Below are 20,058 nucleotides of genomic sequence, written 5' to 3'. Positions count from 1 at the left end.
TGTTGTCAAGGGGTGGTCGCGACGAGACCCGCGTAGATGTCGAGCAGATTCTTCGCAGCCCCGTCCTCGTCCGGCCACTTCGCGGCCAATTCCCGGCCACGCGTCCGCATAGCGTTCGCCGTACCGGGCTCGGCGAGGATCGCCCGGACCCCGTCGGCCAGTCCGTCCGCGTCCCCGGGGAACGCCAATACGGCGCAGTCCTCGACCAGCTCCGGGATACCGCCGACCGCGGTCGCCACCACCGGGACGCCGACCTGCATCGCCTCCTGTACGACGAGCGCCCGCGCCTCCCAGTGTGAAGTCAGCAGGAAGACGTCAGCCGCTCCGAGTAGGTTCGCCACGTCGCTGCGGTGTCCGAGCAGGCGCACCGGCAGTTGCTCGGCGTCGATCCGCGCCTGCAGGTTGTCACGCAGCGGACCGTCACCGACCACCACGAAGACCGCGTTCGGGGTCGACTCGTGCACTCGAGCGGCTACGGACAGCAGTGTCGGGTAGTCCTTCTGCGGGGCGAGTCGGCCGACGGTCAGAACCAGCGGCTGGTCAGTCAGGCCGAGTTCCGCCCGGATGTCAGCGGCTGGGACGGTCGGCTTCGACAGTGTGGGCGCAGCGACGGGTGCCAGGCGGACGTCGCGCGCTCCGAGGCTCTTGGCGAGCTCTACAAGGTCGCTGGAGGCTCCTAGGGTCACGTCCGCACCCCTGGCGACCAGACGCTGTCCCAGTCGCATCACGAGGCCTTTGGGGCCCGGAGCGATCACTGCGTTGTGCCAGGTGACGACCAGCGGGCGCAGCTTGGAGCGGTCACGCAGAGCGGTCATCCCAGCGCGGTAGCCGTGCGCATGGATCACGTCCGAGCCGCGCAGCGCCGGTGCCTGAGTGACGACAGTTGCCGCACCGAAGTCGAAGTGCTCGGCGGTACCGGGCGGTGCACAGACAACCACCTCGTGACCGGCTGCGAGGAACCGCGGTACCAGGGAAGCGACGTGCTGCCCGATCCCGCCGCGCGACTCTGCGAGCAGGAGACCGATCCTCATGCCACAACCTTTCGACGAAGCAGCGCGCGGGTGTCCGCACGATCCAGTACGACGGCGATCGCGGCGTACACGATGACGACGGCCAGGCCGGACAGCACGGCGTACAGGACCGCACTGCCCACCCCGGCGTCGTTGGCCGGCAGTGCGATGACCCAGCCTGCTGCACCGGCCAGTACGGCGCCGACTAGCGCAGCCAGCGTGGCACGGGTCAGCCCGGCCAGTGCGCCAGCCCCTGCGTCTCGGCGCAGCACCACGAGTAGCGCAACCGCTCCGAGGACCATGCCGATGGACATGGCGGCCGCTAGTGCGGGCACTGCGTCCCACTGCGCTGTCAGGACGACGGCTGACACAGCGACGAGGACCCAGGCAGCTGACGTGACGATCGCGACCTGCCGACCGGAGTGCCGCGCGTAGAGCACGCGGCCGATATGCATCAGTACGGCGAACCCGATGGCGGCTGGGGCGAACGCGATCAGCCCGTTGCCGAGTGAGGTCGCTTTCGCTTCCTGTACGGCGCCATCGTCGTACGCGAAGATCCGTGCGACCGGTACTGCGGTTCCGACGAGCAGTGCGGCACCAGCGCCGCCGGCCAGCATGACTGCGCGGGACGAAGCGGCGGCGTACAGGTCGAACCGCTCCCCTGCCTCGTACGCCGCAGCCAGCCGCGGGAACACCGCAGTGGTGATCGGTACGGCGAGGACCGCGTACGGAAGCAGGTAGACCGCGTTAGCCCAGGTGTAGACGGCGATACTGCCCGCAACACCGCGGTGATTGGCCAGGTATGTCGTGACGACGAAGGTGAGCTGCTGAGCGATCAGCACCGCCAGCCCGGCCAGTGCGAGCTTCCGCAGTACCGGTCCGACGCCGGGGTCGAGTCTGAGCGTCAGTCTGATCGGTAGTCGCAGTAGCAGCATCGGAATCAGCACTGTGAACGCCAGTGCAGCAACGCCTGCCGTGGTTCCCCAGGCGAGCAGGTCGTTGGCGCTACCCGACGCCCGATCCGCATCCGGAGCCATGGCCGCGAACACCAGGTAGGTGCCGACCACAACCAGGCTCGACACCAGCGGAGCCCACGCACCCGCCCCAAACTTCTTGTGTGACTGCAGTACTGCGGTGGCGATGACGGCCAGCGCGTACCCGAACACCTGCGGCACGAAGATCATCAGCATCCGAGTAGCAGCCGCCGCCGACCCACCACAGTCCGCACCGGGATCCAGCAACGCGTCCGTGTACTGCCCCGCCAGCAACCACGACAACACCGCAAAAGGCGCCAGCAACACAAACGACCACGACAACAGCGCGCCGATGATGCGCCCCTGCGCAACCCGATCCCCCCGAGCCACCGGCCCAGCCAGCACCGGAATCACCGCACCGGCCAACGCACCACCAGCCACGATCTCAAACAGGATGTTCGGCAACTGGTTAGCCGTCGTATAAGCCTCAGCCAAACACCCCGCACCCACAGTCTTAGAAAAGACAAGCCACCGCCCAAACCCAACCACCCGGGCAAGGACGGTGACACCGGCCACCAAGAGAGCGGCCTGCGCAATGCGCGATCTCACCGGGGGCGTCGGCCCCACTGGTCGATCTTGTCGAGGACGGGGGTGTCGGCGATGACCTTGGTGAAGCTGACTTTTTCGCTGGCCAGGTTGAGGCCTACGACACCGGCCAGGACGAGGGTCTTGAGCCAGCGCGGGAGGGAGGCGGCTAGCGCCGTACCAGTGATGGCGCCCAGGCCGTTGGCTCCGCAGTCGCCGAGCATGGAGCGTTCGCCTAGGTCGGAGGGCGCAGAGGCTACGGCTGCACCGACGACCGCACCGGCTGGGCCGTTGACTACGGCGAGGGGTGCGTTGACTGCGGCAACTGCCTTCAGCGCGCGGCCGGGGCGCAAGTCGAGCAGGTTGGTCAGGTTCGCCGTACCGGCGATGAGAGCGCCGTCAGCGACTACCCCGGCGAGTGCCTTCACTCCGGTTGACTTGCGCGGTAGCAGCGCCGCAGCGGCCAGGCCGGCGGCACCTACGCCGAGGATCTTGACCGCACCGCTCGTCACCTCACCGCGCTTCAACGCGGACAGGTGTCCGCGGAAGCCCTTGGCCTGCGTGGTTCCGCGCAGGTCGTCGTACGCGCCGACTGCACCCGACACCGAGCCGGCCAGCAGCGCAGCGGCCTTCACCTTGCTTGGAGTCGACGGTGCGGCGAGCACACCGGCCAGTGCGCCGAGGACCGCGACCGGGCCCTCCAGGAGCGTGACCGGCTCACCCCGGTGGTTGGTGCGCTCGAACGGCTGCCGGTTCTCCTTCGGCAGCTTCTCGGCGGCCTTCTCCAGTGCAGCAGTCGCAGCCGCCGCTACAGCAGCGCTCAGAATTCCCACGTCAGTTGTCCTTCACCTGTACGGCGGCCGGCGCGATGCCGTCCTTCGCGTCGAAGGCACCGTACTGGCCGGCCTTACCGGTCGTCTGCTCGACCAGCGCGAAGACGACGGTCATCTGCCCGGCGGGCAGATCGGCCACGTCCACCGAGGAAACGATCTTGGTCGCGTCGGAGTCACTCCGCAAGGCCTTCAGGAGTCCACCGTCCTTCGCGGTGTCCGGCGTACCGGCCACGACGACACCGCCGCTGCCCTGGTCCAGACCCTCGATGAAGTCCACCGCGTCCGTGTACGACGAGTTGGCCGGCGCGGGTACCGCCGGCTTGCCGGCGACCACCACGATCAGCGTGGCCCGGTCCTTGATCTGCGACGGCTTCAGCGACACCAGCTCGGAGCTGGTCAGACCGCTGAGGATCTTGTTCGCCTCGTCGTCGACTGTGCGCGCCGGGTCCTTGGCCGCGACGCCGCGGGCCAGGATCAGCCCGGCCCGCTGGTACGTCGTGGAGTCCTGCGGGACCGTGATGTCGGCCGTGATCAGCTGCGTGACGAGGGGTTCGACCAGCTGGCGCTGACCGGGGTCGAGCAGCTTGGCGTTCACCGAGACCCGCACGGTGACCTGCGCGCCGGCCTTCTGCAGCTCGTCGTTGACCGAGTTGACCAGGTCGCCGTCGGCGTTCGGCATCGTGACGAGCGCGACCTTGCGGTCGGTCAGCTTGCCGGTGGCCAGCCCGGCCGTCACCTTGGCCTCGTAGTCCTGGTGGTACTTGTTCAGCGCCTTCAGCTGGGTGATCTCGTCGCGCGCGGCGACGAGGTTGGCCCGGTCCACGTTCGCCTGGTTCTGGATCAGGTCGCTGCCGGTGCCCTTCAACGGGCCGGCGCCGAGCACCACCCCGGCGCCCAGGGCGAAGAAGATCGCCACGATCGAGACGATGTGGTAGCGAAAGTCGATCACGTGAACAGCTCCCGGATCCAGTAGACGAAGTCGCTCCAGCGCGCCCGCAGGATCGACCACAGCACTTCGTCGGCGTCGATGGCGACCATCGCCATCCCGAGCGCGAACAGGCCGGCCACGACCAGCGCGATGATCTGGAACGTCGACACCCGGCTGCGGTACAGCCGGCCGACGCCCTTGGCATCCACCAGCTTGGCGCCGACACGCAAGCGGGTGATGAAGGTGCTGGCCATTCCGGAACGGCCCTTGTCGAGGAACTCCACCAGCGAGTTGTGGGTGCCGACCGCAACGATCAGCTGAGCGCCCTTGGAGTCGGCCAGCAGCATCGCGACGTCCTCACTGGTACCGGTCGCGGGGAACTCGATCGACTCCACCCCGAGCCGCTCCAGCCGCTCCGATCCCGGCGCCCGGCCGTCGCGGTACGCATGCACGACCACCTCGGCGCCGCTCTTCAGCGTCTCGTCGCTGACCGAGTCCATGTCGCCGACGATCAGGTCGGGCGCGTAACCGTTCTCCACCAAGGCATCCGCGCCACCGTCGACACCGATCAGCACCGGCCGGTACTCGCGGATGTACGGCCGCAGCGCGACCAGGTCCTCGCGGTAGTCGTAGCCACGTACGACGATCAGCACGTGCCGGCCGTCCATCGGAGTGTGGATCTCAGGTACGCCGACACCGTCGAGCAGCAGGTCGCGTTCGCGGCGCAGGTACTCCAACGTGTTGGCGGTGAACGCCTCGAGCTGCGTCGACAACCCGGCCCGGGCGTCGTCCATCAACTCGGCCACCGTCTGGCTGTCCTGCGCAACACCCTTCGCGACGACCTCGTCACCGCGGTACAAGGAGCCTTCGTGCAACCGCACGCGCTCACCTTCGTGCAGGATCGAGAAGACCTCGCGACCGACACCGTCGACCAGCGGAATCCCGGCCGCGACCAGGATCTCCGGGCCGAGGTTCGGATAGCGGCCACTGATCGAGTCAGCGACATTCACCACCGCGGTGACCTTGCAGTTCACCAGCGCCTCGGCGCTCACCCGGTCCAGGTCGACATGATCGATCACCGCGATCTCACCCGGCTTCAGCCGTTTGGTGAGATTCTTGGTACGCCGATCGAGCCGGACCACACCGGTGGATCCGGGCAGTTCAGTCGGGCGTGCTCTCCGCAGGCTGGGCAGTCTCATCGCGCTCTCATCCTGCCACGTCACCAGCCCGGTTCCCGCCCAATACCCCTCCGCCCACCCGAATCATCCTTTGGAACGACCGTTTGACGTACATTTGCAGTCCATGAAACCTGCGCGTTTCCTGCTGTTGGTCATCGCCCTTGCCCACCTGGTGATTCCGGTGGTGATGTTCGCGCGCTCGAGCACGTTGCGTGCGGAGGTTGCGGCTCAGCACCCGGACTTCACGCCGAGCGAACTGGACGCCTCCGTCCGCGTTGCGCTGACGTCCGCAAGCGTCTTCCATCTCCTGCTAGCGGTGCTGTGCGTCGTTCTGGCCTGGAAGCTCCAACGGCGGTGGGCATCCCGGCTGACCGTCGTGTCTCAGGCGTTGTCGATCGTGTTCAGCGTGGTGTCGTGGTCGACGTCCGGGATGTTCCATGCGGTCATCCCGGTCGTCATCGCGCTGCAGCTCGCCGTGATCGCGCTGGTACTGCGATCCCGTCGTACCTAGCGCTTCTTCTTCTTGGGTTTGTTGTGACGTTCTGCCGCCAGCGCGAGTAGCTCCTCGGCGTGTGCCTGGGCGGCATCGGAGTTCTCCAGGCCGGCCATCATCCGCGACAGCTCCTTCAGCCGGGCGTCATCGTCCAGAGCGACCAGACCACTCGTGGTCACCGAACCGTCGTCACTCTTCAGTACGACGGCGTGCCGGTCGGCGAACGCGGCCACCTGCGGCAGGTGGGTTACCACGATCACCTGTGCCTTCTCGGCCAGCCGGGCGAGCCGTTTGCCGACCTCGACCGCAGCGCGACCGCCAATACCGGCGTCGATCTCGTCGAAGACCAGTGTGGGCACCTTGTGCGTGTCGGACAGGATCACCTCGAGTGCCAGCATCACGCGGGACAACTCACCACCGGACGCCGACTTCTGCAGCGGGCGAGCCGGGCTACCCGGGTTCGCCGCGAAGCAGAACTCGATCTCGTCGATACCGAACGGTCCAGCCGACGTCTCGTGCACCTCGACCGTCAGCGTCGCGTGCGGCATCGCCAGCCCAGTCAGCTCCTCGGACACCAGTACGCCGAGCCGCTGCGCCGCCTCGATCCGGGCCTCCCGCACCTGTCGGCCGAGCTCAGCCAACGACGCATCCAGCTCGGCCAGCTCACCGGTCAGCAGCTCGACGCGCTCATCGCTGCCATCCAGCTCGGCCAGTCGCTCGGCAGACCGCTTGGCCCAGTCGAGCACCTCATCGACAGTGCCCTGCTCGGCGCCGTACTTGCGGATCAGGTTGGTCAGCAGCGCCCGCCGCTCGCTCACTACGGACAGCCGGGCCGGATCGGTGTCCACATCGGCCGCGTACGACGAGAGCTCGCCAGCCAGGTCTGCAGCCAGGTACCCGAGCTCGCCGGCCCGGTCCGCCAGCTCAGCCAGCTTGGCGTCGTGCTCGCGTTCACCGTCGAGCAACTGCTTCGCCAACGCCAGCAAACCCAGTACGTCGCTCGGTCGCGTGGACTCGAGATCCTCGGACGCCAGTGCGTCAGCCGCGTTCGTGGCCGCGGTCCGCAGACCGTCGGCGTACGCGAGCCGCTCCTCCTCGGCCGCCAGCTCGGTGTCCTCACCGGGCAGCGGCTCCGCCTTTGCGACCTCCTCCAGCCCGAACCGCAGCCGGTCCGCCTCGGCGAGCCGATCGCGCTGCCTGGTGGTCAGCTCCGTCAGCTCAGCCTCGACCTCGCGGTGCCGCTTGTACGACGTCGAGTACTCCTGCAGCGGCACCAGAACCGGCTTACCCGCAAAGGTGTCCAGCGTCTCGCGCTGCCGGGCCGGCTGTAGCAGCCGCCACTGATCGGCCTGCCCATGAATCGCGACCAGGTCGCCGGAAACCTCACCAAGCACCGACACCGGCACCGACGCCCCGCCGAGGAACGCCCGCGAGCGACCCTCCGACGACAGCTCGCGCGCGATCAGCAGCTCTTCGTCGTCCAGCTCGCCGCCGCGGTCCTCGGCCTGCTGCACAATCGCCTTCGGCACGTTGGTCGCCCGCCCTTCGACGCGCGCCCGCCGCACCCCGTGCCGCACCAGCCCGCTGTCGGCGCGGCTGCCGAGCAGCATGTTCACACCGGTCACGACCATCGTCTTACCGGCACCGGTCTCACCGGTCACGGCGGTGAACCCGGGGTCGAGGTCCAGTGTCGCGTCCTCGATCACACCCAGGCCGATGATGCGGATTTCCGAAAGCATCAGGTCTCCTGTTGACCGTTGGGATTGCGTTTGCGTTCGGCGGCACCACGCCAGCCGAGCACCGGAAGGTCGAACTTGGCCACCAGCCGATCGGTGAACGGCGCCTCGTGCGCCCGGGCCAGCCGGACCGGACGAGCACCGCGCCGCACCACGATCTCAGCACCCGGCGGCACCTCGACCATCCGCCGGCCGTCGCACCACAGCACACCACGGCCGTTCCACGACGGCACCAGCTCGATCGACAGCCGTGACGAGGGCGCGACCACGATCGGCCGTGAGAACAGCGCGTGCGCACTCACCGGCACCAGCACAATCGCCTCGACCTCGGGCCAGACAATCGGGCCGCCGGCGGAGAACGCGTACGCCGTACTCCCGGTGGGCGTCGCGACCACGACACCGTCGCAGCCCCAGCGGGACAGCGGGCGGTCATCGACCTCGACCAGCACCTCGAGCATCTTCTCGCGGGCAGCCTTCTCGATACTCGCCTCGTTCAGCGCCCAGGTCTCGAAGATCAGCTGATCGTCGTGGCGGACATCGACGGCCAGCGTCATCCGCTCCTCGACCGTGTAGCTGCGGTCCACGACCACCTGGACGATCCGCTCCAGGTCGTCGACCTCGGCCTCGGCCAGGAAGCCGACATGCCCGAGATTGACGCCCAGCACCGGCGTACCGTGTGGTCGGGCCAGCTCGGCGCCGCGCAGGATCGAACCGTCGCCGCCGAGCACGATGATCAGCTCGACATCGAGCGCGGCCTTGTCGGGGTCGACGGCGATCTCGACCGGGTCGAGGTCGAGGTCGTCCGCCTCGATGGCGAGCAGCCGGACCAGCAGACCGGCATCCGTCAGCAGCCGGTGCGCCTCGCGCGCCACCCCGACCGCCTGCTCACGACCGGTGTGCGTCACCACCAGCACGCGCCGCGGCTCGGCGTCAGCCACTCCTACCGCTCCCTCCATACTTTTCCCACCCCACCGCCCCGGTCACTGCGGTCCACGCTCAATCGCGTCCTGCAGCATCGTCTCATCCAGCGGCGGCGCCGAACGCCGTATCCACAGGAAGTACTCGACATTTCCGGACGGTCCGGGCAGCGGACTGGCCGCCACCCCCGCAATCCCCCAGCCCAGCTGCTGCGCTTTTTGAGCAACTCCCCGTACGGCGTCCGCCCGCAGCTCGGGGTCGCGAACCACCCCGCCCTTGCCGAGCCGCTCCTTGCCGACCTCGAACTGCGGTTTCACCATCAGCATCAGCTCGCCGTCCGGTTTCACCACTTGGAGAAGTGCGGGGAGCACCAGCGTCAGGGAGATGAAGCTCAGGTCGCTGACCACGAGATCAACCGGTTCACCACCGATCTGCTCGACCGTGAGCGTGCGGACGTTGGTCCGGTCCAGCACCGTCACCCGCTCGTCGGTCTGCAACGCCCACACCAGTTGCCCGTAGCCGACATCGACCGCGAACACGTGCTTGGCCTCGTTGCGGAGCAGTACGTCGGTGAATCCGCCGGTGGACGCACCCGCGTCGAGCGCGACCCGGCTCTTCACCTGAACCTCGGGGAACGCCTCCAGCGCACCGATCAGCTTGTGCGCACCACGACTCGCATAGCCGGGGTCGTCGGTCTCGGAGGTGTCGACCACGATCGGCGCATCGGTCCCGACACCGGTCGCCGGCTTCGACGCGACCGCGCCGGACACCTTCACCTTGCCGGCCGCGATCAGCTCACTCGCCTGCTCACGCGACCGCGCCAGCCCACGCCGTACCAGCTCAGCGTCGAGCCGCGCGCGCTTCGCTGCTCCCTTGGCCACTTACCGGCTGTCGCCCTGGTCGGAGTCCGCCTCCACCAGCGCGGTCTGCAGCCGCTCGTGCAGGTCGGCGTACACCTCGGCGTGCTCACCGACCGGCTTCTCCCGCAGATCGTCCAGCCGAGACATCACCTCATCCACCAACGGATGCCCGGAGTCGTCCGCCGCCGATTCGGCCTCGAACGGCTGCTCATGCTGTTCAGCAGGCTCCCGAGCGAACTCCGGACCGAACTCAACTTCCGCCGGGTCCACCCGCGCCGGCTCCGGGTCGTACTCCGGCTCCGCCTGCTCTTGGGACTCCTCGCCGTACTCGAGGTTCTGGGAGCCGGGCTCGGCGTCGTAGTCGGGCTCGGCCGGGGGCTCCTCGCCCTGCTCCGGCGTGTAGTCCGGCTCCACGTCGGGGTCGACGTCCGGGGGGAACTGCTCGCCAGGGTGTTCGGTCACGTCAGGCCTTCTTCGCTGCCGTCTTCTTGGCCGGTGCCTTCTTCGCAGGTGCCTTCTTCGCGGGCGCCTTCTTGGCCGCAGCCTTCTTCACAGGTGCTTTCTTCACCGGCGCCTTCTTGGCGGGAGCCTTCTTCGCAGCTGCAACAGGTGCCGGTGCGGGGGCTGCAGCTTCGGCCTGGGCCTCGGCCAGCTCGGTCTCCAGCTGCTGGACGCGCCGGGTCAGCGCCGCGACCTCTTCGGAGCGGACGAACCCGAGCCGCGCGACCGCGCCCTCGACCTCGTTCGTCACGATCGCCGTCAGCAGCTGACGGTTGCTCTTGCTGGTGGCAACGATCTCGTCGGCCAGGTCGCCCACCTTCGTGGTCAGCCCGGACGTCAGCGCATCCGCACCCGTCTGCTGCAGCAAAGCCTTCGCCGCCGCCTCGGCCTTCTGCCTGCTGACCTCGGCCAGACCGTTCGCCAGCTGTACGTAGCCGCGCAGTGCGTCCATCACCATGACTGCCTCCTCGCTTCGTTCCAGCAACGGTAGCGCTTCGGGTTCACTTGTCCAGGCCGACCCGGTGGAGCGCACCGTTGATTGCGATCGTGCCGAGAGCCGGTGCGGGCTTCGGCAACGGACGGCGGCTGCTGCGAGTCGCTGACTTGGCAGTCTTGGTGGCCGTCTTCGCTGGTGCGTCGACAGCGGTCCAGACAGCAGACAGGATCGCGCGCAGCCCGTCGTACGGCTCGCCTTCGCCCTTGACCGCCACAGCGTTGTTCACGACCTCAGCAGTCCAGCCACCGCAGCTGTGCTTGCTGCCGTCAACCGTCACACCAGGCTGCTTCTGTGCCAGTGCAGCCAGGTCAGGTGCAATGTACGTCGGCCGCTGGTCCTTCGGCGCCTGTGCGAGGTCATGTGCGTCGTGGACACCGGTTGCCACCCACAGACTGGCGATTCCGACCGCGTGGGCCCCAGCGATGTCGGAGTCCAGCCGGTCACCGATCATCAACGGCTTCTTGGCGTTGAGCCGCTCAATACTCGTCTCCAGCAACGGAGGCTCCGGCTTGCCGGCCACTACCGGGTCCACCTCGACCGCAGCGCGGACTGCGGCCACCAGCGTGCCGTTCCCGGGCGCCATCCCGGCCGCAGTGGGGATTGTCAGGTCAAGGTTGGTCGCAAACCACTTGGCACCCTCGTTGATCGCGTGCGCACCATCCGCGAGCATCACCCAGTTCACATCCGGGTGGAAGCCCTGTACGACGGCCACCGGGTGCGCGTCGCTGCTGCGTACCGGCGTCAGCTCGTACTCCTCCAGGGCAGAAATCAGCCCCTCGCCGCCGATGACGAGCACCGGAGAGCCTTTCGGGTACTGCGACGCGATCAGCTTCGCTGCGGCCTGTGCGGACGTCACCACGTCGTCGGCGATCACATCCAGCCCGAACGACGCCAGGTGCTCGGCCACGATTCTGGCCGGCCGGCTGGCGTTGTTGGTGATGTAGCCGATCCGCATGCCTTCCTTGGCCGCCTTGCGCAGGTGCTCGGGCGCATCCGGTACCGGGTCCGGGCCGACGTACACGACGCCGTCCAGGTCCAGCAGGGCGACGTCGTACCGGCTCGCGAGCGGTTCATCACACTCCGACAGCGGCGCGGGCGCTTCGCGATGCGGGCTCATGAGCGCGCCCGTACGATGCGGCTCATGCGGGATTCGAGGGCGAGCGTGCTGCGGCTGGACCCGTTACGGGCCTGGCGGTTCGTGGCGGGCATGGTGAGCGGCCTGGGCGCGGTCACCTCACCGCCGTACGACGTGCTGGAACCCGCGCTGGTCCGGCGGCTGACTGCGTCTGATCTGCACAACATGGTGAGGCTCATCCTTCCACGCGACCCCAACCTCGGTCCGAGCCGGTACGACGAGCCTGCCGAGCGGCTGGCCGGGTGGCAGGCCGCCGGTGTGGTCATCCAGGACCCGCGGCCCGCGCTGTACGTGTACGAGCAGCGCCTGGGCGACGCCGTACTGTGCGGTCTGGTCGGTGCGCTGGCCCTGGATCCGCAGCGCCGCGTGGTGCTCCCCCACGAGAACGTGATGCCGCACTGGGTCGACGACCGCCTCGAACTGATGGAAGCCACCGATGCGGACCTGGAGCCCATCCTGCTCGCGTACGGCGACGGTGGCGCGGCCAGCGACGCAGTGGACGCCGCCCGGACCGGGGTGCCGTGGGTAGAGGCTGAAACCGAGAACGGCGCCGAACACCGCATCTGGCGGATCGAAGACCCCGAAACGCTCGCAGTGATCGCCACCGAGATCGCCAAGCACGAGGCGCTGATCGCCGACGGGCACCACCGCTACGCGGCGTACCTGGAGCGCAACCGCCGCGAACCGGACCGATCCAGTACGTCGGTCGGCCTGGCGATGCTGGTCGACTACAACCGGCACCCGCTGACCCTGGACCCGATTCACCGCGTGGTGCCCGGCCTGACGCTGGAGATGGTGCAGTCCCGGACCCCGTCCGGCTGGAACGTCCTGCCTGGGCGCTCGGAGCAGCTCCCCGTCCACCACCTCGTAGTGACAGACGGCACGGACTGGCTCACGATCCGCCCGGCCAACGGCCTGACCGTCCCCGTCGTCTCATCGCTCCACGAGCACCTCCTCCCCGCCTGGGGCGCTCCGGTCGACGACATCACCTTCCACCACACCTGGGCCGACGCGTTGGCCCTGGCCAGCCCTTCACAGGCAGCCATCGAGCTGACCGCTCCACACCTGGACCAGGTACTCGGCTCGGCGATCCAGGGCGTCGTACTGCCGCAGAAGGCGACCTCGTTCGGCCCGAAGCCGCGTGTCGGGCTGCTGTTCAGGATGCTCTAGCGTCAACCTCGCTACGCGTCGGCGCGGTCGCTGGCCCGCTGCGAGTCACCGCGATCGCCGCGGCGATGTTGGCCCGCCGGGCGGCCTCCAGAACATCGGTACCGCGGAGGAGCTCCGCAGCGAACCAACCGCAGTGCGCGTCACCGGCACCGTTGGTGTCCACCACGTCCACCGAGATGCTCGGCACCTCCTGCACTGTGCCGTCCTGAGCCACTACGCAGCCGCCTGCCCCGATCCGCACCACGACAACGGCTTGCGACGGCAGTCTGGTGGCCAGCTCCCGTGCTGCGTCCAGGGGATCCGAGAGGCCCGTCAGTAGCTGAGCCTCGCGGTCGTTGCAGCTCAGCACCGCAGTGCGGGCCAGCGTGCGGGCCCAGACGTCAGGATCGATGTCAGCGACCAGGGGTCCGGGGTCGACCAGTAGCGTTCCGCCCCGCATCGCCAGCACCTGCTCGGCTTTCTCCGCGACCACTAGGCTGTAGCCGGAGACGTATCCGATGTCAGAAGCGTCCAGATCAGGGAGCGGGTCGCCAACAGCAGTCTCGGCTCCGCTACCGGTGACGAACGTGCGCTCCCCAGTGTTGTCGAGCAGCACCACGCAGACGCCGGTGTCGATCGCAGTGGTGATCGGCTGGGCGACTTCGACTCCCTCAGCGGCGAGTTCGGCCCGCACCCGCTCGCCACGTGGTCCGGTGCCATGTCCACCTGCGTAGACAACAGTCGCACCAGCCCGGGCCGCGGCGGCCATCACGTTGAAGCCACCACCGACGTACTCGACTGTGGAGAGCGCCAGCATGTCACCGCCAACGGGTGGCAGAGCCGGCACCTGCATGACCAGGTCGATCAGCACCTGTCCGGTGTGCACAAGCCGCCCAGTCATTCACCCACCTCCAGCGGTACGCCCGGCACCGGACGAGCACCACCGAGTACGGCGTACGCCCCGGCTCCGACCACGAACGTGATCACCCACGCCAGCCCGTTCTCGCCGAACCAGGTGTCAGCGAGCGGTCCGGTGAACCATGGATCCGCTGCCGGCCCCACAGTCGCGAACAGGTAGCCGACCACGATCGCCAGCGCCCAAGCCCCAAACGCGCTCCAGGCAACGCCACCCCGGTACCAGTAGGCGCTGGTACGACGCGTGTCCAGCAGCGCGTCAGGGTCGTAGTGCCGGCGTCGCAGCATGTCGACGGCGAACACACCGACCCACGCAGTGATCGGTACCGCGAGCGCACTGATGAAGGCGATGAACGGACCGTAGAACCCGTCGGCGATGAGCAGGAAGTAGATCGCGCCGGCGAAGGTGACCGTCACGTCGACGACCACGGCGTACACGCGGCGCACCCGCACTCCGAGGGTCAGTGTGGTGAGTCCAGCGGAGTAGACCGAGAGGTGGTTGGACAGCAGCAGTCCGCCGAACGCTGCGATCAGATACGGAACAGCCATCCAGCTCGGCAGCATCGCGCGGATCGCTGCGACGGGATCACCCGCATCGGCGAGCGTTGGGTCACCTGCGGCGAGCAGACTGCCCAGCGAGATCAGCAGTACCAGGGGTATGCCCGCACCGGCCGCGGCCGACAGCACCAGCGAACCGCCGCGCACGGCCGGAGCCTGGTAGCGGGACATGTCGGCCGATGCGTTCGCCCAGCCGATACCTGTACCTGCTGCGATCACACCGATCCCAGCCACGACCACACCGACAGGTGCCGGCGAGGCAGCTCCAACAGCCGACCAGTCGACGGTCGCCACCAGGAAGCCGCCGACCAGAATGTTGAGCGCCCCGAACACCCAGGTCGCCCACCGCTGCACGGCCACCAGGAAGGCGTGACCGAGTCCGGCGACCAGCACGGTCAGCAGCTCGAACACCGCGATGGCGACGACCGTGAGTACCGGATGATCCTTCGCCGCCGGGCTGGTGCCGAACAGGATCGTGGCCAGCGAGAGCAGCGCGAACGCAGCCGTCGTGGTGTTCACGGTCTCCCAGCCCAGCCGGGACAACAGCGAGACGAGCGTCGGACCAATGTTGCCGCGGGCACCGAACGTCGCGCGGGACAACGTGAGACCGGGTGCACCACCGCGTCGACCGGCGATCGAGATCGCACCGACGATCGCGAACGAGCCGACCGAGCCGACGACCGCTGCGATGACGGCCTGCCAGACCGTCATCCCCATCGCGACCAGCGTCGCCCCCAAGGGCAGACCGAGGATGGAGATGTTGGCGGCGAACCAGACCCAGAACAGCTGGCCTGGCCGGCCGGTGCGCTCGGCGACCGGGACCGGTTCGATACCTCTGTTTTCCAGCGTGGACTCGCGGGATTCTGTTGCCTGGCTTGCAGTATCGGTGGCCATGGCGGCCTCCTTCAGTTGGTGGAACGCAGCGCGAGCAGCCCGTCGACAGTGGCGTCGAGGTCGAGCCGATTGACCTGGCGGACCTGTTCGAGCAGATCGGCCGGCAGTCTGGACATGCCGTGATGTGCACCCAGTACGGCGCCACAGATCGCGGCAATGGTGTCGGTATCGCCACCGAGTGACGCGGCCGTGGTGAGCGCGGCGCGGACGTCGTTGCCGAGCACCTCGACCAGGGCGAACGCAGCAATGACGGATTCGTTGGCAGCGACCGACGTACCGACGACTTCGTCGAGGGCCGGGACAAGTTCGGCAGGAGCGAGGTCGTGGACCCAGCCGCGGACCCAGCGCAGCCGTGCGGCGATGCTGCCGCCGGCAACCCAGTGCCCGCGCTGACCGCCAGTTGTTGCAGCTTCCTCGGCCGCAGCAACAGCCTCAGGCAGCGCGACCCCGGCGACGCCGGCCGAGACAGCCGCCGCCACTGCGGCGGCTGCTCCGATTCCGAGACCGGTGTTGTGAGTGACGCGGCACGACTCGACCACCGCGTCCAGCAAGGTGTTTCCAGCAAAGGCGATGCCGACCGGGGCTACCCGCATGGCGGCGCCATTCGTCGTACCGTCTCGGCCGGTCTGCTCTGCCGGCTCACCGGCGGCTAGGCGGTCCAGCGCGCGTTTGGTGGATGGTCCGAGCAGGTCGAGGGAGCCGCGGCGGATCATGTCCTGTTCCCAGGACTGCAGGGCCCCGGCAAACACATGCGGGTCCAGCTTGCCGTCACCCTCGACCAGAAGCCGTGCCAGCAGCAGCGCCTGCTCGGTGTCGTCGGTGATCGTCCCGGCCGGCATGTCCGGCGCAATGGGCTGGTCTGGAGCCCCAGGCAGCAGCCGGTCGACCACGCCGTACCGCTGTGCGATGTCGGCGCGGGACAGCGACTGCGTGGGCATCCCCAGTGCGTCACCGATCGCCAGCCCGTACAGGGCGCCGAGTGCCCGGTCGCGGGTGCTCATCGGGCCGCCGGAAAGCTCAGGTGGAACCGGAACCGCTGGGGATCGAGCCAACTGACGACGTACTCGACCAGGTCGCCGTTCTGATCGCGAGTGACCCGGATCGCGCGCAGAAACAGCTCACCGGCTGTTCGCTCGAGCAGAGCGGCATCAGCGGCGTCCAGCGGTTCGACCGAGATCCACTGCTCGCCGCCAACGCCTTGGCGGCCGGCTGCGCGCAGAGTCGCAGTGATCGAGTCATCGACCAGTCCGGTCGTGGGCAGGTCGGCCAGCGCTCCGACAGCCGGTAGCGCCGAGACCTCGATCGAGACCGGCTGACCGCCTGCGCGCCGCAGTCGCCGTACCGTGACGACCGGACCGTACTGCTCCTCGACCGCTGGATCCCCACCGGCCGCGATACCCAGCAGCTCGGTGCCGACATCTGCGCCACCCTCGGCCAGCGCGCGAGCCCAACCGATCTGCTGGTCGAGCTCCTTGCCGTCGAACGTGACGAACGAACCGACCCCGGTCTCGGTGGTGATCAGCTCCCGCCGCTGCAACTCGGCCAGCGCGCTGCGGACCGTGCCGCGGGAGACCTGGTAGCGGGTCGCGAGCTGGTTCTCGCCCGGCAGCCGCTCACCATGGCCGAGCCGCCCGGTCCGGATCTCCGTGGCAATCTCCGCGACCAGCTGGGATCGCTTCGAACGACCTACCTGTTCAGACATGTACATACATGTACAACCAGGCAGTCAGCCTGTCAAGAGCGGTGGTACAAGCTGAGGAACTCCGCACGCAGCGGTTTCCGGGCCGCCCGGTGCCGCTCGACGAGCCGTCCGAGCGTGAATGCCCGCTCCGGCCCAGCGTCCGTCACAAGCGCAGTCAGCGCGTCCGCAGCCGCGCAATGGTCCTGATGCTGCCCGAGCAGCTCCTGGTACCGAGCAGCCTGTACGGCGGTCGCCTTCGCCTCGTCACCGAGCACAGTCGCGCAGGTGTTGGCGGCGTACCGGACTCGCTTCGCCAGCAACCGCACCTCGTGCCAGTCGTCGTCCTGTGTCCACGGCTCCAGCTTGTCGGCCTCGCGGGCGAACAGCCGCACCGCACCGTCCAGCAGCTGGGGCAGAGCCTCGCCGCAGGGTGTCTCGGCCTTCGGTGAGAGCTCGGGTGCAGCCGCAGTCGTCTCAAGCGTCCGCAGGAGCGTGGCGGTCCCCTCTCCGAGCACCACCTCCGCTGACCGCGCCGCTGCCTGCTCCAAACCGGCTGTCAGCGTGCTGAGGATGTATTCGACGTGCTCGGCGTCATCCTCGCCGTGCGCAGTCTCCTTCACCAGGGCCGCGATCACCTCGAGGTCCCGAGCCTCACCGCACGCCTGCGCGAGCGCAGCCAGATCCGCCCGCAGAGCGCCGGCCCACTCCCCCGCCAGCATCTTCTTGAACAGCTTCAGATCGCTCCGCAGCCGCCGACAGGAAACCCGCACCTGATGGATGGCGTCGTCTTCGCCTTTCTCCACCATCCGCACAGCCTTCTGCAGTCGCCGCGCCCCCTTGGCGACCGCATTCCCCACCAATAGTCCAACAGGATCGTCCGCCAGCGGCCTCACACTCGCATCCATCACCCGATTCTCCCCTAAACGCACAGAAGCCGCCGGGGATCCCGGCGGCTTCTTCAGCGCGACTTCGTTCTACTGCTCGGACTTCTCCGGCTTCTCCTCGGCGTCGTCCGCTTCGGACTCGTCCGGGTCACTGAAGTCGTCTTCGTCGTCCACCTCGTCGACCTCGACGACGGTCGCGGCGTCGTCGGTCTCCTTGGCCTCTTCGATCTCGTCGTCCTCGTCCTCGAGGTCTTCGTCGAGGTCGGTGAACTCGAGGCCTTCGAGCTCGGCAGCCCGCTCAGCGGCTCCGGTCGAGCCATCGGCGTCAGCGCCGGCAGCACGGTGGAACCAGACCAGCGCCTCTTCGGTGCGGTCCGCAGCGGCCAGCGCGTCGGCGTATGCGTAACGCAGGCGCGGCAACCAGTCCGCCCGGGTGCGCTTGGTGAGCTCCGGTACCTCGAGCACCTGGATCGCGGCCGCGGTCTGGCCCATGTCCCGCCGCGCACCGGCCGTCACGATCAACAGCTCGATCTGCGTCGGCTCGGACAGGTCCCGAACGTGCTTGTCCTGCGCGAGCGCCAGCGCCTTCTCCGGCCGTCCGAGCGCACGCTCGCAGTCGGCCATCATCGCCAGCACTTCGTGGTTCCCAGTCATCCGCCGTACGGCGCGGAACTCAGTCAGCGCCTCGTCGTAGTGCTCAGCCAGGTACGCCGTGATCGCGACCGCCTCGCGGACACCGCCCAGCCGTGCGGCCAGCCGTCGAGCCGTCCGAGCGTGCAGGTACGCAAGCTCCGGCTCGTCGTCCAGGAATCGCCCGGACGCCACCAGGTGCTGTGCGACCAGGTCCGCCAGGCTGCGCGGCAACGAGCGCAGCTCGGCCTTCACGCCGCGATCCAGCTCCGCACCGGTGATGCCCTCAGGAATCACCGGGTCGTCGCGCCGCGGACCAACCTTCTCTTCGTCATCCCGCCGCGGTCCCCCACGACGGTCGTCCCGTCCACCGCGCGCACCACGCGAGTCCCGATCATCCCGCTTGAACGCGCCACGCTCACCACGAGCCGGCCCAGCACCACGAGCCCCACCCCGTACGCCGCCCCGGTCATCCCGAGCCGACCGCTGATCCCGCCGACCCTCACCCCGCTCATCCCGCCGGAACCCACCACCCCGCTCATCCCGAGCCGGCCGAGCACCCCGGTCATCCCGAGCAGGCCGGTCGTCACGGTTGTACCCGCCCCGGTCATCCCGAGCCGGCCGCGCATCCCGGTTATACCCACCGCGGTCGCCACCAGAGCGGTCGTCGCGGTTGTAGCCGCCGGTGGAGCGGTCATCACGCCGGAAGCCGCCGCGGTCATCACGCGCAGGGCGGTCGTCGCGGTTGTACCCACCACGCTCGTCGCGTGCCGGACGCTCATCGCGACGGAAGCCACCGCGGTCGTCGCGCGCGGGTCCACCGGTACGCCGAGCGGGTCCGCGGTCGTCGCGGTTGTAGCCACCGCGGTCATCCCGCGCCGGACGGTCGCCACCACGGAAGCCACCGCGGTCGCCGCCGGAGCGGTCGTCGCGGTTGTAACCGCCGCGGTCGCCGCCTGTGGAGCGGTCGTCGCGACGGTATCCGCCGGAGCGGTTGTCTCGGGAGTCGCCACCGCGGTCGTCACGACCGGCGAGCTGGCCTCCGAAGGGGTCGCGGCGACCCTTGTCGTCACCACGGGAGCCGGCGAACCCACGCCGGTTCTCCGTGCGGTCATCCCGGTTCCCACCACTGCGCGGAGCGCCGGTCCGCGGGCTGTCGCCACGACTCGAGGCGCCACGACTCGAGCCATCTCGGAAGGCACCTGAGCTCCGCTGTCCACCACCAGAGCCCGAACCACCGCCTGAGCCACCTGACCCCGAACGGTTGCCGCCGTACCCCGACCCACCACCGGAACCGGAGCCGGACCGCTTACCGCTGTAGCCGGCACCACCGGATTCGGGACGTCCCCCACCGCTACGGCCGGAACGTCCGCTGTTCCCGGAGGAACCGCGTCGGTCCCCCGAGCCGGACCGGGGATTGCGAGGTGGCGTCGCCACTGTGACTCCTAACGATGCTGTAGTGCGGGGTAACCGCACAAACCTACCGCCCCGGGCCCCGGACACCCGCATCGAGCGGCCCGGAGACCACCCAGCGAGCATCGCCCAAGGATCGGGCGCAGAGATCGGCGCAGCGACAAAAATGTTCCGGACATATGTTAAGGGCCACCCCTCGCGGGGTGGCCCTTAACAGTGTGAAAGTCCGGCGGCGTCCTACTCTCCCACGACCTCCCGGTCGCAGTACCATCGGCGCTGAAGGGCTT

Annotated in this window: 20 protein-coding genes; 2 read left to right on the top strand and 18 right to left on the bottom strand. The window is 68.6% G+C overall.

From position 1 onward, the window contains the following. Window positions 1–5: 5 nt before the first annotated feature. From ABD231_RS21025 to steA, 5 genes are all read right to left on the bottom strand, one after another. A complete protein-coding gene (locus tag ABD231_RS21025; RefSeq protein WP_344154438.1) occupies window positions 6–1,031 on the bottom strand; it encodes a glycosyltransferase family 4 protein in 1,026 nt (341 codons plus the stop codon). Further along, window positions 1,028–2,494, bottom strand: coding sequence for a murein biosynthesis integral membrane protein MurJ (gene murJ / locus ABD231_RS21020; RefSeq protein ID WP_344154435.1), 1,467 nt, complete (start codon window positions 2,492–2,494; stop codon window positions 1,028–1,030). Before murJ ends, ABD231_RS21025 begins: the two co-directional genes overlap by 4 nt. A 95-nt stretch (window positions 2,495–2,589) precedes the next feature. Then, window positions 2,590–3,402, bottom strand: a complete 813-nt coding sequence (locus ABD231_RS21015) for a hypothetical protein (RefSeq protein ID WP_344154432.1) — start codon at window positions 3,400–3,402, stop codon at window positions 2,590–2,592. Window position 3,403: 1 nt separating this feature from the next. Continuing rightward, window positions 3,404–4,351, bottom strand: a complete 948-nt coding sequence (locus ABD231_RS21010; protein WP_344154429.1) for a copper transporter — start codon at window positions 4,349–4,351, stop codon at window positions 3,404–3,406. After that, a complete protein-coding gene (steA, locus tag ABD231_RS21005) occupies window positions 4,348–5,529 on the bottom strand; it encodes a putative cytokinetic ring protein SteA (protein ID WP_344154426.1) in 1,182 nt (393 codons plus the stop codon). Before steA ends, ABD231_RS21010 begins: the two co-directional genes overlap by 4 nt. Before the next feature lie 103 nt (window positions 5,530–5,632). Here steA and ABD231_RS21000 point away from each other — a divergent pair, with 103 nt between their 5' ends. Next, a complete protein-coding gene (locus ABD231_RS21000; RefSeq protein WP_344154424.1) occupies window positions 5,633–6,019 on the top strand; it encodes a hypothetical protein in 387 nt (128 codons plus the stop codon). Here ABD231_RS21000 and recN read toward each other — a convergent pair. The 6 genes from recN to ABD231_RS20970 are packed head-to-tail and all read right to left on the bottom strand — an operon-like array spanning window position 6,016 to window position 11,629. After that, window positions 6,016–7,740, bottom strand: a complete 1,725-nt coding sequence (recN, locus tag ABD231_RS20995) for a DNA repair protein RecN (protein ID WP_344154421.1) — start codon at window positions 7,738–7,740, stop codon at window positions 6,016–6,018. The genes ABD231_RS21000 and recN overlap by 4 nt on opposite strands. Continuing rightward, window positions 7,740–8,675: an NAD kinase gene (locus ABD231_RS20990; protein WP_344154418.1), complete on the bottom strand. Its 936-nt coding sequence runs from the start codon at window positions 8,673–8,675 to the stop codon at window positions 7,740–7,742. Before ABD231_RS20990 ends, recN begins: the two co-directional genes overlap by 1 nt. Window positions 8,676–8,717: 42 nt before the next feature. Beyond that, window positions 8,718–9,536, bottom strand: coding sequence for a TlyA family RNA methyltransferase (locus ABD231_RS20985; RefSeq protein WP_344154415.1), 819 nt, complete (start codon window positions 9,534–9,536; stop codon window positions 8,718–8,720). After that, window positions 9,537–9,977 carry a hypothetical protein gene (locus ABD231_RS20980; protein WP_344154412.1) on the bottom strand — a complete coding sequence of 147 codons (441 nt, stop codon included), beginning with the start codon at window positions 9,975–9,977 and terminating at the stop codon, window positions 9,537–9,539. It abuts the gene before it with no gap. Between the two features lies 1 nt (window position 9,978). Next, a complete protein-coding gene (locus ABD231_RS20975) occupies window positions 9,979–10,473 on the bottom strand; it encodes a polyhydroxyalkanoate synthesis protein PhaF (protein ID WP_344154409.1) in 495 nt (164 codons plus the stop codon). A gap of 43 nt (window positions 10,474–10,516) precedes the next feature. Then, on the bottom strand, window positions 10,517–11,629 hold the full coding sequence (locus tag ABD231_RS20970; protein WP_344154406.1) for an HAD-IIA family hydrolase: 1,113 nt from the start codon (window positions 11,627–11,629) through the stop codon (window positions 10,517–10,519). A 24-nt stretch (window positions 11,630–11,653) separates the two neighbouring features. On the opposite strand from ABD231_RS20970, the gene ABD231_RS20965 reads away from it, so the two are divergent. Next, window positions 11,654–12,817: a DUF1015 domain-containing protein gene (locus ABD231_RS20965; RefSeq protein WP_344154403.1), complete on the top strand. Its 1,164-nt coding sequence runs from the start codon at window positions 11,654–11,656 to the stop codon at window positions 12,815–12,817. Here the strand turns inward: ABD231_RS20965 and ABD231_RS20960 are convergent. The 7 genes from ABD231_RS20960 to ABD231_RS20930 all read right to left on the bottom strand — a co-directional run bounded on the left by ABD231_RS20960 (window position 12,804) and on the right by ABD231_RS20930 (window position 19,473). Next, the gene (locus ABD231_RS20960) at window positions 12,804–13,697 is read right to left on the bottom strand and encodes a PfkB family carbohydrate kinase (protein ID WP_344154400.1); all 894 of its coding nucleotides are present in this window, start codon (window positions 13,695–13,697) and stop codon (window positions 12,804–12,806) included. The two genes, ABD231_RS20965 and ABD231_RS20960, sit on opposite strands and share 14 nt — an antisense overlap. Then, window positions 13,694–15,163: a purine-cytosine permease family protein gene (locus tag ABD231_RS20955; RefSeq protein ID WP_344154398.1), complete on the bottom strand. Its 1,470-nt coding sequence runs from the start codon at window positions 15,161–15,163 to the stop codon at window positions 13,694–13,696. Before ABD231_RS20955 ends, ABD231_RS20960 begins: the two co-directional genes overlap by 4 nt. Window positions 15,164–15,174: 11 nt before the next feature. Beyond that, window positions 15,175–16,164 carry an ADP-ribosylglycohydrolase family protein gene (locus ABD231_RS20950; protein ID WP_344154395.1) on the bottom strand — a complete coding sequence of 330 codons (990 nt, stop codon included), beginning with the start codon at window positions 16,162–16,164 and terminating at the stop codon, window positions 15,175–15,177. Further along, a complete protein-coding gene (locus ABD231_RS20945; RefSeq protein ID WP_344154393.1) occupies window positions 16,161–16,865 on the bottom strand; it encodes a GntR family transcriptional regulator in 705 nt (234 codons plus the stop codon). Before ABD231_RS20945 ends, ABD231_RS20950 begins: the two co-directional genes overlap by 4 nt. A 32-nt stretch (window positions 16,866–16,897) precedes the next feature. Further along, a complete protein-coding gene (locus ABD231_RS20940) occupies window positions 16,898–17,749 on the bottom strand; it encodes a CHAD domain-containing protein (protein ID WP_344154390.1) in 852 nt (283 codons plus the stop codon). A 69-nt stretch (window positions 17,750–17,818) separates the two neighbouring features. Then, entirely contained in the window at window positions 17,819–18,655 is an 837-nt protein-coding gene (locus ABD231_RS20935; RefSeq protein ID WP_344154387.1) for a tetratricopeptide repeat protein, read from the bottom strand. Then, window positions 18,652–19,473: a hypothetical protein gene (locus ABD231_RS20930; protein WP_344154384.1), complete on the bottom strand. Its 822-nt coding sequence runs from the start codon at window positions 19,471–19,473 to the stop codon at window positions 18,652–18,654. The genes ABD231_RS20935 and ABD231_RS20930 overlap by 4 nt, the downstream gene beginning before the upstream one ends. Window positions 19,474–20,058: the final 585 nt, after the last annotated feature.

This window comes from Kribbella yunnanensis (genome assembly GCF_039529655.1).
Classification (GTDB): domain Bacteria; phylum Actinomycetota; class Actinomycetes; order Propionibacteriales; family Kribbellaceae; genus Kribbella; species Kribbella yunnanensis.
The sequence above is the reverse complement of the archived record's forward strand: the minus strand, read 5'-3'. Positions and strand labels throughout refer to the sequence as shown.

Coding starts and splice junctions, on each gene's coding strand:
- ABD231_RS20955 (WP_344154398.1), bottom strand. CDS start 15,163: ATGGCCACCGATACTGCAAGCCAGGCAACAGAATCCCGCGAGTCCACG.
- ABD231_RS20945 (WP_344154393.1), bottom strand. CDS start 16,865: ATGTCTGAACAGGTAGGTCGTTCGAAGCGATCCCAGCTGGTCGCGGAG.
- steA (WP_344154426.1), bottom strand. CDS start 5,529: ATGAGACTGCCCAGCCTGCGGAGAGCACGCCCGACTGAACTGCCCGGA.
- ABD231_RS20970 (WP_344154406.1), bottom strand. CDS start 11,629: ATGAGCCCGCATCGCGAAGCGCCCGCGCCGCTGTCGGAGTGTGATGAA.
- ABD231_RS20975 (WP_344154409.1), bottom strand. CDS start 10,473: ATGGTGATGGACGCACTGCGCGGCTACGTACAGCTGGCGAACGGTCTG.
- ABD231_RS20965 (WP_344154403.1), top strand. CDS start 11,654: ATGCGGGATTCGAGGGCGAGCGTGCTGCGGCTGGACCCGTTACGGGCC.
- ABD231_RS20950 (WP_344154395.1), bottom strand. CDS start 16,164: ATGAGCACCCGCGACCGGGCACTCGGCGCCCTGTACGGGCTGGCGATC.
- ABD231_RS20930 (WP_344154384.1), bottom strand. CDS start 19,473: ATGACCGCACGGAGAACCGGCGTGGGTTCGCCGGCTCCCGTGGTGACG.
- ABD231_RS20940 (WP_344154390.1), bottom strand. CDS start 17,749: ATGGATGCGAGTGTGAGGCCGCTGGCGGACGATCCTGTTGGACTATTG.
- ABD231_RS21025 (WP_344154438.1), bottom strand. CDS start 1,031: ATGAGGATCGGTCTCCTGCTCGCAGAGTCGCGCGGCGGGATCGGGCAG.
- ABD231_RS20960 (WP_344154400.1), bottom strand. CDS start 13,697: ATGACTGGGCGGCTTGTGCACACCGGACAGGTGCTGATCGACCTGGTC.
- recN (WP_344154421.1), bottom strand. CDS start 7,740: ATGCTTTCGGAAATCCGCATCATCGGCCTGGGTGTGATCGAGGACGCG.
- ABD231_RS21000 (WP_344154424.1), top strand. CDS start 5,633: ATGAAACCTGCGCGTTTCCTGCTGTTGGTCATCGCCCTTGCCCACCTG.